The 13,923-nt window shown below is 72.8% G+C and carries 8 protein-coding genes; 4 read left to right on the top strand and 4 right to left on the bottom strand.

What is annotated here, in order from left to right; translation table 11 throughout:
• Nucleotides 1-10: 10 nt before the first annotated feature.
• From AC4D2C_RS10010 to AC4D2C_RS10000, 3 genes are read right to left on the bottom strand one after another with little or no spacing between them, the layout of a single operon-like run.
• Nucleotides 11-1,513 (bottom strand): DUF2079 domain-containing protein, encoded by a 1,503-nt coding sequence (locus AC4D2C_RS10010; RefSeq protein WP_490914515.1) that lies wholly within the window; start codon nucleotides 1,511-1,513, stop codon nucleotides 11-13.
• Complete coding sequence (locus AC4D2C_RS10005; RefSeq protein WP_490906781.1) at nucleotides 1,510-1,875, bottom strand: sterol carrier family protein; 366 nt, start codon at nucleotides 1,873-1,875, stop codon at nucleotides 1,510-1,512. The genes AC4D2C_RS10010 and AC4D2C_RS10005 overlap by 4 nt, the downstream gene beginning before the upstream one ends.
• Before the next feature lie 12 nt (nucleotides 1,876-1,887).
• Nucleotides 1,888-2,892 (bottom strand): asparaginase, encoded by a 1,005-nt coding sequence (locus AC4D2C_RS10000; protein ID WP_490906783.1) that lies wholly within the window; start codon nucleotides 2,890-2,892, stop codon nucleotides 1,888-1,890.
• Between the two features lie 209 nt (nucleotides 2,893-3,101).
• Between AC4D2C_RS10000 and AC4D2C_RS09995 the strand changes: the two genes are divergently transcribed.
• Nucleotides 3,102-6,431, top strand: coding sequence for a S8 family serine peptidase (locus AC4D2C_RS09995; protein WP_490914513.1), 3,330 nt, complete (start codon nucleotides 3,102-3,104; stop codon nucleotides 6,429-6,431).
• Nucleotides 6,432-6,545: 114 nt separating this feature from the next.
• Here AC4D2C_RS09995 and AC4D2C_RS09990 read toward each other — a convergent pair whose 3' ends face one another.
• Nucleotides 6,546-8,252: a molybdopterin-dependent oxidoreductase gene (locus AC4D2C_RS09990; protein ID WP_490914512.1), complete on the bottom strand. Its 1,707-nt coding sequence runs from the start codon at nucleotides 8,250-8,252 to the stop codon at nucleotides 6,546-6,548.
• Nucleotides 8,253-8,355: 103 nt separating this feature from the next.
• On the opposite strand from AC4D2C_RS09990, the gene purD reads away from it, so the two are divergent.
• The 3 genes from purD (at nucleotide 8,356) to AC4D2C_RS09975 (ending at nucleotide 13,871) form a co-directional block, all read left to right on the top strand.
• On the top strand, nucleotides 8,356-9,648 hold the full coding sequence (gene purD / locus AC4D2C_RS09985) for a phosphoribosylamine--glycine ligase (protein WP_490914510.1): 1,293 nt from the start codon (nucleotides 8,356-8,358) through the stop codon (nucleotides 9,646-9,648).
• Complete coding sequence (locus tag AC4D2C_RS09980; protein ID WP_490914508.1) at nucleotides 9,645-10,544, top strand: phosphoribosylaminoimidazolesuccinocarboxamide synthase; 900 nt, start codon at nucleotides 9,645-9,647, stop codon at nucleotides 10,542-10,544. Before purD ends, AC4D2C_RS09980 begins: the two co-directional genes overlap by 4 nt.
• Nucleotides 10,545-10,742: 198 nt before the next feature.
• A complete protein-coding gene (locus AC4D2C_RS09975) occupies nucleotides 10,743-13,871 on the top strand; it encodes a hypothetical protein (RefSeq protein ID WP_490914506.1) in 3,129 nt (1,042 codons plus the stop codon).
• The last annotated feature ends 52 nt before the right edge of the window (nucleotides 13,872-13,923 follow it).

The raw sequence follows: 13,923 nt of genomic DNA, 5'->3' as shown, positions 1-13,923 counted from the left end.
CTAGCGGGCGTCAGCGTTCGAGCCGGACGAGCTGGTAGCCGGCCTCGCTGAACACGAGTGTGTAGTCGGACCCTGGATAGTGCGCCTCGGCGTGCGCCTCGGCGTCGCCAGGCCGGACGGCGCCCCAGCTCCAGTCGTCCGCGTCGACGATCAGGTAGTCCGGTGCCGGATTGGTGTTGCCCAGCCAGTACACGCGCGTCTCGGGGGCGAGGTACGCCATGAGCACCACCCCGCTCTCCACCGTGGACCCGGCGGGGATGAGCTCCATCATGCGGTGGGCGGCGTCCCAGCGCCCGGACGGCCGGTAGGTCGCCGGGTCGGCGAGGACCGCGAGTTTCTGGGCCGGCAGGAGCAGGAGGCAGGCGACGACGGCGGCGGGGACGCCGACGAGCGCCGTGGTCCGGATCCATGCGCGCGGACTCGCCCGGAGGAGACGGACGCCGTCCACCAGGGCCAGGAAGAGCACGGGCATGAGCACCGCGCTGTAGTGCCACTCGGGGCCCCAGTACCATTCCTCGTTCGACGCGAACCGCCACAGCAGCGTCGGCACGAGCACGAGACCGAGCGGGGAGCGGAGGAACAGGAGCCCGCCGGCGAGCAGGAGCAGCAGCAGCGTCTCGTACTTGGCGGCACCGGAGACGAGGCCGACGACGGCGCCCGCGGGATCGCCGAGCATCGCACCCACGTCGATGCGGTCCGAGTAGTCGTACTGTCCGGCGGCGTTGAGGGCGGGCAGGACCAGGCGGACGGAGACGATCAGCCACAGGGCACCCCAGGCGGTCAGCCACAGTCCGGCCACCGTCCGCAGCCGCCAGGCGAGCACCAGTCCCAGTGCCATCACGGTCAGTCCGAGGTCCTCCTTGACGAAGACGAGCAGCCCGCCCCATACGACGGCGGGCAGCACGCGCCGCATCAGGACGGCCTCCAGGCTCAGGGCGAGGAGCGGGACGGCGAAGGCGATCTCGTGGAACTGTGCGGCGACCGCGGACTGGAGGCCCCAGGACAGGGCGTAGGCGATCCCTACGGCCAGGCCGGACCTTGGCCCGATGAGCCGCATGCCCGCGCGCGCGACCACGGCCACGGACAGTCCGAAGAGGAGGTTCTGGACGATCAGGAGGGTCAGGCCCGACGGCGCGAGCGCGTAGGCGGGCGCCAGCAGGACGAGCAACGGATGGAAGTGGTCGCCGAGGAGATTGAAGCCCTCGCCCTTGATCGGCACGATCGGGGCGCCGAACCCGGCGTAGGCCTTCGCGAGCTGCGTGAAGATCCCGAGGTCCCAGGACGGTGAGCCGAGCTGGTTCCACTGGGTGACGGAGAAGACGGTGTAGAGGGCGGCCGCGGCGAGACCGGTCAGCCACGCTGCGGGAGGCTGGCGGCGCACCGCCGCCGAGGTCCGCACGCGGAGCTTCCGCAGGCGGCCCTCCGCGCCCGTCGCGCCGGAGCCGCGCCTCGGCGCTGCCGGTTCTCCCGGGTCTGCCGGTCGGCGCGGGTCCACCGAGCGGTCGGTGCTCACGCGCGGCGCCCGAAGAGGGGGAGCCATGCGCTGAGGTCGGCGCGCTGTCCGGATGCCGCCACCTTGCCGGCAGCGACCGCCGCCGGCCAGTCCGTCCCGCCGGTGACCAGGGCGAGCCAGGTGGCCGCGTCCGTCTCGACGACGTTCGGGGGAGTGCCCCGCGTGTGGCGGGGGCCCTCGACGCACTGGGTCACGCCGAAGGGCGGTACCCGGACCTCCACGCTGTTGCCGGGCGCCAGTTCGGCGAGCTCCTCGAGGGCGAAGCGCACCGCGGTGGCCAGCTCCGCCCGGGCCGCCGAACCGTCGGCCACCTGCGCGAGGGCCCGGTGGCCGTCCTCAGCGGTGATGCGTCGCCGTGCCACGGTCCTGCCGGCCTAGTCGAGCAGCGCCATGACGGGGGCGGCGAGCCGCAGGCTGCCGACCGGGCGGCCCCCGCCGAGGACCGGCGGGACCACCTTGGCGAGCACCTCGCCCACCTTCCCGGCGTCGATCGCGCCGGAGGCGGCGAGGAGCGTCAGTCCCACGAGGGTCGCGGCCCGGGAGTTGCCGTCCAGGACCTTGAGGGCCAGCGACGCTCCGGTGGGCGCGGCCAGGACGAGGACGCCCTCCGCCCCGCTCTTGGCGATGACCCCGAGATCCTCCATGACCACCGAGTTCTCCCTGCCTTCGCCGTGCACGGCCCAGGGGTAGTCGAGCATCGCGGTCGCGATCGTCGCGGCCCGCGCATCCGCGTGCTTGTCGGAGGGGGCCTTGGCGATCCTGCCGATACCGCGCGCGAGGCCCGTCAGCGAGACGGCGGCCACGGGTGCGCCGCAGCCGTCCACGGCCCAGGCCGCCACGGTCTCCTCCGTGTACTCCTCGATGACCGAGGCCACGGACCGCTGCAGCGGGTGCGTGGGCTCGAGGTAGGTCGCGGTGTCCCAGCCGTTCTCCGTGCACGCCCAGAGGAAGGCGGCGTGCTTGCCCGAGCAGTTGAACGCGATGCGCTGCTTGCCCTTGCCGTCGCGGACGAGGCCGTTGCGGGCCTCCTCGTCCTGGGGCCAGTCCGCGGGGCACTGGAGGTCGTCCTCGGTGACGCCGGCGGCGTCGAGCATGGTGCGCACCACGTCCATGTGACGATCGCTGGCCACGTGGCTCGCCGCGGCGAGCGCCACCTGGGGGCCGCGCAGCGGTACGCCGGCCTTCATGCTCGCGAGCGCCTGGAAGGGCTTGAGGGTGGAGCGCGGGAAGACCGGGCTCGTGATGTCCCCGAGTTCGGTCACGACGGTGCCGTCGGCGGCCAGGACGACGGCGGCGCCCACGTGGCGGGACTCGATGAAACCGTTGCGTTCGAGGACGGCGAAGTCCACGGCGTCGGCCGTAGTGAAGGTGGAGGGCATGTCTCCAGTATTCCCTACCCGTTGACTCTCCCGCCCCCAGCCGCGACAGTAGGAACACTTCGCTTCGCCCCTCACGGGACACGTCTGGTCGCGGCTGGTAGCGCCTTCTTCGATACATCACCCATAGGTCTCTCGGCGGTACCGGCGGGCTTCCCCGGGTCCCGGTCTCCGCCCGGTCAGCACGATCGATCCCCACGGAGGAGAGAAGCATGAGCAAGTGGAACCGCCGGGCCGGAACGGCAGCGCTCGCAACGCTCACCGGCATCGTTCTGGCAGCAGGCACGGTGACCGCCGCCCCGGCCGTGGAGGGCGTGCCGCAGGAGGCGCCGACCGCGCAGGGCCTCGGCCCGCTCGCCCGGCCGGACCTCGAGATCTCGCAGGACCTGCTGACCCGGAGCGGGCCGGTCTCGGTCTTCGTCCAGTTCGAGGGCGCAGGAGCGTTCGAGCAGACCCAGCCGGCGGACGTGCGTGCCGGTCTCACCGCGCCCGTGCCGAAGGTCGCCGAGGTGCAGGGCATCCGGGCCGGCATCGAGGCGCGGGCGGCGCAGGTCACGGCCGCGGCCGGCGCAACCCGCCTCTACACCACCACGGACACCATCCCCGGCGTCGCCATCGTCGGTGACGCGGCGCAGATCCGCGGACTGGCCGCCCGGCCCGACGTCCGGAAGATCACCGGGATCGTCCCCAAGACGCTGGACAACAAGGGCGGAGCCATCGACACCGAAGCCCTTGCGTCCTGGGTCCAGCGGGACCAGACCGGCAAGGGCGTCACCATCGCCGTCCTCGACACCGGACTGGACTACACGCACGCCGGCTTCGGCGGCCCCGGTACGATCGAGGCCTTCGACGCCGCGAAGGCCTCGACCACCCTTCCGGACGACTCCTCAGGGCTCTACGATCGCGCGAAGTTCATCGGCGGCTACGACCTCGTGGGAGACGCCTACAACGCGGATCCGTCGTCGCCGACCTATAGCCCCGTGCCGGTTCCCGATACCAACCCCCTCGACTGCGAGAGTCACGGCTCCCACGTCTCCGGCACCGCAGCCGGCTACGGCGTCAACGCCGACGGCACCACGTTCCGCGGCGACTACTCGAGCCTCACCGCCGAGCAGGTCAACGCCATGCGCATCGGTCCGGGCACCGCGCCGGAGGCAGGGCTCGTCAGTCTCCGCGTCTTCGGGTGCGAAGGATCGAGCGAACTCGTCGGCCTCGCCCTGGACTACGTCCTCGACCCGAACCAGGACGGCGACTTCTCGGACCGCGCGAGCATCGTCAACATGTCCCTCGGATCGAGTTTCCCCGCGTACGACGACCCCGAGATCGACATCGTGAACAGCCTGACCGATCAGGGCATCCTGTCCGTCGTCTCGTCCGGCAACGGCGGGGACGTCTTCGACAACGGCGGGACGCCCGGCAGCGCGGGATCGGCCCTGACCGTCGCCAACTCGATCGGGTCCCAGGTCACCCTGGACGGGGTGGACGTCCTCGCCCCGACCGACGTCGCCGGCCGTGCAGCCGGCCAGTACAGCGCCGACTTCGCCGGCTACGCGACGGCCACCGAGGAGCAGCTGACGGGCGACGTCGTCGCAGCGCCCGCTGCCAACAACTTCGGCTGCACACCCTTCGACCCGGGATCCCTCTCGGGCAAGTGGGTCTGGCTGCAGTGGGAGGAGAACGGGGCGATGCCCTGCGGCTCGCGCGTCCGGTTCGACAACGCACAGGCCGCCGGTGCCGCAGGCGTCGTCCTCGACTCGCCCCGATCGGTCTTCGTCGCCGGTATCGCCGGCAACGCGGGGATCCCGGGCGTGCAGCTCAATGCGGCGTCCTCCGACAGGCTCCGCCCCGCCGCCACCGCGGGCACGCTCCGGATCCGTCTCGCGGCCGGACTCCAGGGCACCTCGATCGGGGCATCGGACGCGCTCGACACCCTGAGCGCCAGTTCGTCACGCGGGGTCCACGGCTCCAACGGCGTGGTCAAGCCCGACGTCGCAGCACCCGGCACGTCCATCGGCTCGGTGCAGGTGGGCACGGGGAACCTGCCGTCCGTGAAGACGGGCACCTCCATGGCCGCACCGAACGTCGCCGGCATCGCCGCGCTCGTCCTGGCCGCCACGGGCTACGACCCCTCGCAGGTCAAGAGCGTCATCATGAACACGGCGACGCACGACCTCCTCACCGCCGGCGGCGTCGTCCACGCCCCGAACCGCACCGGGTCCGGGCGCGTGGACGCACTCGACGCCCTGAACGCGACGTCGCTCGCCTACGCCTCCGAGGACCCCGCGCTGACCACGGTGGTCTTCGGCGTCCTCGAGGTCGGCGCCGACCCTCTCGCGCTGACCCGGCAGATCACCGTCGAGAACCGTTCCGACGCCCCGGTGCGCTACACCGCCCAGTACCTCGCGGCCACCACCATGCCGGGCGTCGACATCTCGGTCACCGCCACCGGTAGCGGCACCGCCACGGCGGATGTCCCGGCCGACGGCTCGGCGACGTTCGACGTCGTCCTGACCATCGCCGATCCGACGCAGCTGGCCAAGACCCTCGATCCCGCCGCCGAGCGGGTGCAGCTCGGCCTCCCGCGCCAGTACATCGCGGACGCCTCGGGACGCGTGCAGTTCACCAGCGACACCGCGTCGACGCTCCGGGTCCCTGTCCATGCAGCGCCGAAGCCGACAGCCGACCTCAGCGCCGGCACGGTTCTCGCCTTCGACACCCCGGCCGACCTCGAGACCGACCTCGTGTTCACGGGCCGCGGCCTGCTGCAGGGCGGCGTCGACTCGCTGTACGCATCGGTCGCCTCCCCGTTCGTCCTGGGCGCCGAGAGCGCCCGCCAGGAGTCGCTGCCGCTCGAGTCGCTGTACTCCCTCGACCTGAAGTCCGTGGGTGCGTCGTCGACCGTCCCCGGCGTGGTGGCGGCCGGCGGCACTCCCCTCGACGGCACCGTGTCCTTCGGGATCAGCACCTGGGCCAACTGGAACACCCTCTCGAGCGCGCCCCAGATCATCGTCGAGATCGACACGGACAACAACGGCGAGCCGGAGTTCCTCGCGCGGACCGGCCGCGCGGCGGACGTCGACCTGGTCCTGTTCAACGTGTACCCGGTGGGCGACGACGGATCGGTCGGCGCCGTCGCCGTCGGTGGCAGTGCGGCTAACAACGTGGCCGGCAATGTCGACACGAACCTGCTCGACACGAACGTGGTGACCCTGCCGCTCCCGGTGGCGGCGCTGGGCCTCGATCCCGCGGCGCCGGCGGGCGGCACCATCTCCTACCGCGTGAGCACGTCGAGCGCGTTCAGCGTCGACGAGTCGGGTGCGGCGGTCCCGGTGGACGTGACGGACTGGATCCCGTTCAGCATCACGCAGCCGGCACTGTGGTTCGAGGGCAACGCCTCCGACACCAGCTTCATCGTCACCGATGGATCGTCACTGCGCGTCCATCGGACGGCCGGGGACACCACCAGCCGGGCACTCTTCCTCCATCACCACAATGCCTCCGGTGACCGCGACGAGGTCCTCGCCGTCGAGTCCGGTCCGTAGGAGCGGCGGGCGCCGGGCGCGAGGAAGCTCTTCCACCTCCCGGCTGCGCCCACCGGAGGGAACGGACATCCGGTGGGCGCAGGCATCGGGGTGTCGCGCCGGGCCCGTGGAGGCCTACTCGACCGTGAACTGCACCGTCTGCCAGCCCGACGCACCGTCCGGGACCGTGTCCGCGCGCTCCTCGGTCTGGAGCCCGTCGACGCGGTCCGTGGCCCGGGCCCGGACGGTGTGCAGACCGGACTCGAGGGTGAGCTCGTGCGACCACTGGCGCCAGGTATCCACGGACGCCTCGGCCGCGAGGGTCACGCCCTCCCAGTCGCCGCCGTCCACCGAGACCTCGACCTGCGTGATGCCGCGCTGCTGCGACCAGGCGACACCGCCGATCATCACGGAGCCGCTGCCGAGCGAGGCGAAGGGCTTCGGGACCTCGACGCGGGCCATCGTCTTGATGGGCCCCTTCTCGGACCAGCCACGGTCCGTCCAGTACGCCGTCCTGTCCGCGAAGCGGGTCACTTCGAGGTCCACCACCCACTTGGTGGCGGACACGTAGCCGTACAGGCCGGGCACCACCATGCGGACGGGGAACCCGTGTTCCACCGGCAGCGGTTCGCCGTTCATGGCGATGGCGAGGATGGCGTCGCGGTCGTCCTGCAGGACGGGCAGGGGCGTGGAGGCGCTGAAGCCGTCGGAGCTCGTGGACAGGACCATGTCGGCCCCGTCGAGGGGCCTCGCCCGCGCCAGGACCTCGCGGAGCGGGTAGCCGAGCCACTTCGCGTTGCCGGCGAGGAATCCGCCCACCGGATTGGACACGCAGGTGAGGGTGAGGTGGCGTTCGATCAGCTCGGCGTCGAGGAGGTCCTGGAACGAGAGTTCGAACTCCTCCTCGACCATGCCGTGCACGCGCAGTACCCAGTCCTCGGTGGTGAGCTGCGGGACGCTCAGTGCGGTGTCGATGCGGTAGAAGTCGCCGTTCGGGGTGATGAACGGCGTCACGCCCTCGACGGGGGACTGCACTCCCGCGGGGAGGGCGGCTGCCGGGCTGGCCGGGGCGGGGAACTGCAGGCCCTCCCGCACGGCGGCGATGTTGGTGCGGGTCGCCGCGAGGAGGCGTCCGCCACCCGCGGCCGCTGCCGCGACGACGGCGGTGACGCCGGCCGCGGCGAAGAACCCGCGGCGCGAGGTGGCACGCACGGTCGCGGGAGGGGCGGCAGCGGTCACGACGGCCGTCGCCGCCGATCCTGCCCGGGAGGGGTCGATGTCGTCCGAGCGGGACCCGGTGATCGAGGCGTGCTCGTCGGAGAGGTCCCCGGGCCGGTCACGCCGGGACGCATCGCGAACTGCGGAGGGTGCGGCGGAGGGTGCGACGGCGGCGTGGTGCAGACGGGCAATGAGCCACCGGAGGGCGAGCAGGCCCGCGGCGGTGCCGACCACGGTCGGGACGGCGTCGGGCAGGGAGGCTCCGGCACGGGTCAGGACGCAGGCCAGGATGATGGCGCCCATGAGGACCACGCCCGCCACGCCGAGGGCCCATGACCGGAACGCCACGATGCCGAGCACGGCCGCCAGGAGAGTGATGGTGATGCCCATGCCGACCAGCAGGGCCAGCTTGTCGTTGGTGCCGAACGTGTCGATCGCGAAGTCCTTCATCCACGGCGGGGTGAAGTCGATGAAGGTGGAGCCCATCGCGATGACCGGGGTGGCGCTGGCGCGGAAGAAGGCACCCGTGAGCTCGGCGATCCCGAGCACCACGCCCGCGGCGAGGATCCCGGCCAGGGCGGCGAGGGGGGACGTGCCGCGGCGGCGCTCGGTGAGGTTGCTCATGGAAAGTATTCGGAGAGCGGTGGAGGGGGTATGGGTACAGGGGTCGCCGTAACAGTGGATCCCCGGGCGTGCTGCGGTGTGCCCTCCAGTACGCTGTCCTACTGTGAAGGTTCTCGTACTGGGCCCCGGCGGCCGCGAACACGCCCTCGTCCGCGCCCTGCTGGCCGACCCGTTCGTCCGGGAGGTGCACGCGGCTCCCGGTAATGCGGGGATCGCCGAGGACGTCCCCACCCACGACATCGATGCGAACGATCCGGCGGCCGTCACCGACCTCGCGCGCACGATCGGCGCCGACCTCGTGGTCATCGGCCCGGAGGCACCGCTTGCCGCCGGCGTCGCCGACGCCCTGATCGCTGCCGGCATCCCCGTCTTCGGTCCCACGAGGGCCGCCGCGCAGCTCGAGGCGTCCAAGGCCTTCGCGAAGCAGGTCATGGCCGCCGCCGGGGTGCCCACCGCGATGGCCCGGGTCGCCGCGACCGACGAGGAGGCGAACGAGGCGCTGTGCACCTTCGGCGCCCCCTACGTGGTGAAGGACGACGGCCTCGCCGCGGGCAAGGGCGTCGTGGTCACCGACGACCTCGACGCGGCCCGCGCCCATGCCTCGGCGTGCTTCCGTGCCGGCGGCACCGTGGTCATCGAGGAATACCTCGACGGCCCCGAGGTCTCACTGTTCGTGCTCTCCGACGGGCGCACCGTGGTGCCGCTCGCCCCCGCTCAGGACTTCAAGCGCATCCACGACGGCGACCAGGGGCCGAACACCGGCGGCATGGGTGCCTACTCGCCGCTCGAGTGGGTCCCGGCGACGCTCGTCGAAGAGGTGCTCACCCGCGTGGCGCAGCCCGTCATCGACGAGATGGCGCACCGTGGGACGCCCTTCGCCGGGGTCCTCTACGTAGGCCTCGCCCTCACCTCGCGGGGTCTGCGCGTCATCGAGTTCAACGCGCGCTTCGGCGATCCCGAGACACAGGCCGTCCTCGCCCGCCTCACGACGCCGCTCGGCGGGGTGCTGCTCGCAGCCGCCAAGGGCACGCTCGACCAGATCGACCCGCTCATGTGGTCGCCGCAGGCCGCCGTCGCCGTCGTCCTGGCGTCCGAGAACTATCCCGATACCCCCGCGACCGGCCGGCGTGTCCGGGGCCTGAAGAAGGCCGCGCGCGTGGACGGAGCGCACGTGCTGCACGCGGGCACGAGGCTCGACGCCGGCAGGGTGGTCAGCGCCGGGGGGCGGGTGCTCGCCGTCGTCGGGCTCGGCGACTCGCTCGAGGACGCGCGGGCCACGGCGTACGAGGGACTCTCGCGGATCGAACTCGAGGGCGGGCAGTCCCGCACGGACATCGCGCTCGAGGCGGCGCGGGCCGGGGTCGCCGTCAGCGGTCCCGCGGGAGCGCCGGCGTGAGCGGCTTCGCCCCTCCATACCCTGAGCTGCCGGGCTGGCGGCACGTCTACTCGGGCAAGGTCCGCGACCTGTACGAGCCCGAGGACGGACCCGACGACGTCGTCCTGGTGGTCGCGAGCGATCGCATCAGCGCCTACGACCACGTGCTCACCATGGAGATCCCCGACAAGGGGCGCGTCCTGACGCAGCTCAGCCTCTGGTGGTTCGAGCGGCTCTCCGGCATCCCGAACCACGTGGTCGCCGCCGATGTGGCCGGCGGGGTGCCGGCAGCGGTCGAGGGCCGGGCGATGATCTGCCGGAAGCTCATCATGTACCCGATCGAGTGCATCGTCCGCGGCTACCTCACGGGCAGCGGGCTGCTGGAGTACAGGTCCTCGCGGACGGTCTGTTCGCTGCCGCTGCCCGAGGGGCTCGTGGACGGCTCCCGCCTGGCTCCCGCGCTCTTCACGCCGTCGGCCAAGGCCGAGGTGGGCGAGCACGACGAGAACATCTCCTACGACGCCGTCGTGATGGCCGTGGGCGACGACGCCGCGGCCCAGCTGCGCGCCCTCACCCTCGACATCTACACGCGGGCCGAGGCCATCGCCAGGGAGCGCGGCATCATCCTCGCGGACACCAAGGTGGAGTTCGGGCTCGATCCCGCGACGGGCCGCATCACGCTCGGCGACGAGGTCCTCACGCCCGACTCCTCGCGGTTCTGGGACGCCGCGCTGTACGCGCCGGGGCAGGCGCAGCCCTCGTTCGACAAGCAGTTCGTGCGCGACTGGCTGACCTCTGACGCGTCCGGCTGGGACCGGCACTCCGAGCCGCCGGCACTGCCCGACGACGTCGTCGAGCGGACGCGTGCCCGCTACATCGAGGCGTACGAGCGCCTCACGGGCAGCACCTTCGCCTGACGCCCGCTCCCTTTGCCGGTGCCCGGCGCATCCTCGCGAAGGGGGACACCGGCTACGCCGTCCCGAGCCGCCCCGGAGCGACATGCGGAAGGCCCCCGGCGGATGCCGGCGGGCCGACTAGCATAGGGCTGCCACGCCTCATCCGACGGCGGGCACGTCTGTGCGCATGGGGCGTGCGACGGCTGGGGGAGGAGCGCGGTGCAGCGGTTCGAGGAGTTCGTCATCACCCGGTCCGGCACCCTGCTGCTCGACGACCCCCGGGCACTCGCCGACGCCTGGCGGGCGTGGGCCACCCTCTTCGATCCCGGTGCGGCGGAGCCCGCGCAGGACGACTTCGCCGGCCTCGCCCGCCGCCTCGCCCGGCGGTTCGCCGACGCCGATCGTCCCGGGTCCGCGGTCCGCACCACCCCTCTCGCGTCCTGGCGGTTCGCCGGACGGTTGCGGACCTACCAGGCCGACGTCCTCGAGCGCGTGCCCGTCGTCGCCGGTGAACCCCTGCACATCGTCGCCCCGCCCGGCTCGGGCAAGACGCTGCTCGGCCTGCTGCTGGCCGCGCGCCACGGTGCCCGCGCCGTCGCGCTCGCGCCGACGGCCACGATCCGCTCCCAGTGGGCCCGCACCGCCGAGGGCCTCGAGGGCGCGGCAGGAGCAGTGTCCGAGGACCCGCACCGGCTCGGCGACCTGACCGCCCTGACCTACCAGATGCTCAGCGTGGTCGAGGGAGGGAACCCGCTCACCGATCTGGCCATGGCCGAGTGGGCCCGGGAGCTCGTCACCGGAGGGCGCAGCGAGGCAGCCGCCGGGCGCTGGATCGAGGACCTGCGCACGGCCAACCCGCGCGCGTTCCGTGACGGGATCCAGCGCCGCTCCCGCAGGCTCCGGCGGCACCTGGCACAGGAGGACGCGGACGTGCTGGCGACGGCGCTGCATCCCAACGCCCTCGAGCTCGTGGACCGGCTCGTCGCGCACGGCGTCGAGACGATCATCCTCGACGAGTGCCACCACCTCCTGGACCACTGGGCGCTGGTCGCCGCCTACCTGGCCTCCCGCATCCGTGCTGCCGGGCGCACGCCCCTGCTGATCGGCCTGACGGCCACGCTGCCGTCCCCCGAGGACGGGAGGGCCTACGACACCTACGAGGCGCTGCTCGGCGAGGTGGACTACGAGGTGCCGACCCCGGCCGTCGTCAAGGAGGGCAACCTCGCCCCCTACCGTGACCATGTCTGGCTCGTGGAGCCGCTCGAGGACGAGCTGACGTTCCTGCGCGAGCACGAGCGACGCCTCGCCGACCTCGTCCGCGACCTGCTGGCCGGGCACGACGGCGTCGCCTACCTCGTGGCGCTGCTCCAGCCGTCGATCGGGACGGCCGATGGCGGCGACGGGCGTGCCGAGCAGCGCCTCGCCCGCGCCTTCGCCGACGACTTCGCGCTCGCGGAATCGGCGGCCCGGATGCTGCTCTCCCTCGCACCGGAGCATCCCCTCGAAGCGTTGCTGCCCGACGACCTCCACGCACCCCCGGAGACCGAGCAGAGCGTGCGCCTGCTCGCCCGCTACGCGCTCGACCGGGTGCTGCCCGACACCGCGCGGACCGACCAGTGGGACCGGATCAGGCGGACGGTCGCCGATTTCGGCTACACGCTGACGGACCGCGGCGTGCGGCGGGGACGGGACCCCGTCGACACCCTCCTCGCGTCGTCCGCGGCGAAGGACGCCGCGGTGGGCGACATCCTGCGCCTCGAGCTCCAGCAGCCCACCGGCGGGCTCGTGCGCGCCGTCGTGGTGACCGACTTCGCCGTGCACGGGAACAAGCGCGGTGCCGCCGGGCCGGCGGCAGGAGCGCTCCGCGTGTTCGACTCCGTCGTGGCCGACACGACCCTCGCCGGCCTGCGCCCCGTCCTCGTCACCGCACAGCATCTCCGGATCGCCGCGCACGACGCCGGCATCCTCGTGCCGGCGCTGTCGGAAGCCCTCGACGCCGCCGTCACCGCCACCCCGGTCGACGGGTCGCCGGGGGTCCTCGAACTCGACGCGGCGGGCCGGGGCTCCGCCGCCGTCGTCGGTGCGGTGTCCGCCCTGCTCACCCGGGGGCAGGTACGGGTGGTGGTCGGCACCCGCGGGCTGCTCGGGGAGGGGTGGGACTGCCCGGCGGTCAACACGCTCATCGACCTGACCGCCGTCGCGACGTCGTCCTCCACGCAGCAGCTCCGCGGGCGCACCCTCCGCCTGGACCCGGCCTGGCCGGAGAAGGTGGCCCACAACTGGGTGGTCACGGCCGTGATCCCCGCGAGGATCGGCCTGGTGTCCGCGCCCGACGTCCGCCGGATGACCCGCAAGCACGATCGCGTGTGGGGTCTGCGGCGTGAGGACTCCACCCAGGTGGTGCGCGGGCCGTCGATCGCGCTCAGCGACGAGCAGGCGGCCCGGCTGCGCGCCCTCCAGGGCAAGGACCGCCGGCAGAGCGTGGACGGCATCAACGGGAGCACCGCGGAAGCCCTGCCGTCGCGTGCGGACAGCTACCGGGCCTGGCGGATCGGGGAGCCCTACGCCGACCGTGAGGGAGCGTCAGCCGTCCTGCCCCGGGCCCGTCCGAGGGCCTTCCGGACCGGATGGACGCTCCAGCTGATCCTCGCCGGGATCCTGGCCACGCTGGTCGTGGTCCTGTACCGGTTCGGAGGGCTGCTCCTCGAGCTCTGGCAGTCCCACGTGGCGGCAGGCCTCGCCGGCACGGCGCTCACGCTCGGCCTTGCCGGCTGGCTGGCCTGGCCGCTGTGCCGGCAGTCCGGCCTCGCCGCGCGGCAGGCCTTCGGCACTGCCGAAGCGTACCGTCGGGTGGTCCGCGCGACCGCGGACGCGCTCCACGACGCCGGCCACGTGCCGGCCTTCGGCGACGGGGACATCCGGGTCACGCCCGAGAAGAGCGGCGAACTGGTGCTGCGGTTCGAGATGGAGGTGGTCGGCGGCTCGGCCACCGAACGTCGGGTGGTCGCGACGGCGCTCGCCGAGCTGTTCGGGCCCGTCCGCACACCGAGGTTCCTCCTCCGGATCGGGCGCGGTGAGCCGGCGTCCGTTCGTCGGCAGCCCCTCCTGCAGCTCGGCCTGTGGGTGGCCCATCTGCTCACCCCCCGGGAGGTGGTGCTGCCCGTGCCGTCCCTCCTCGGACGCCGGCGCGCCGACGCAGAAGCATTCGCCCGGAGGTGGCGCGGGACGATCGGTGCCTGCGCGCTGGTCGAGGTCGACTCCCCGGAAGCGCTCGCGCTGCTGACACGGGCCCGGCGGGACACGGCAGGATCGTCCGAGCCGCCCTTCGTCCGCGAGCACTGGTCCTGAGGACACGGGAGAGGCCCGCCGGCGGGTGCCGGCGGGCCTCTCTCGTCCTGCA

The organism is Arthrobacter sp. TJ-240 (assembly GCF_058269195.1).
The sequence above is the reverse complement of the archived record's forward strand: the minus strand, read 5'-3'. Positions and strand labels throughout refer to the sequence as shown.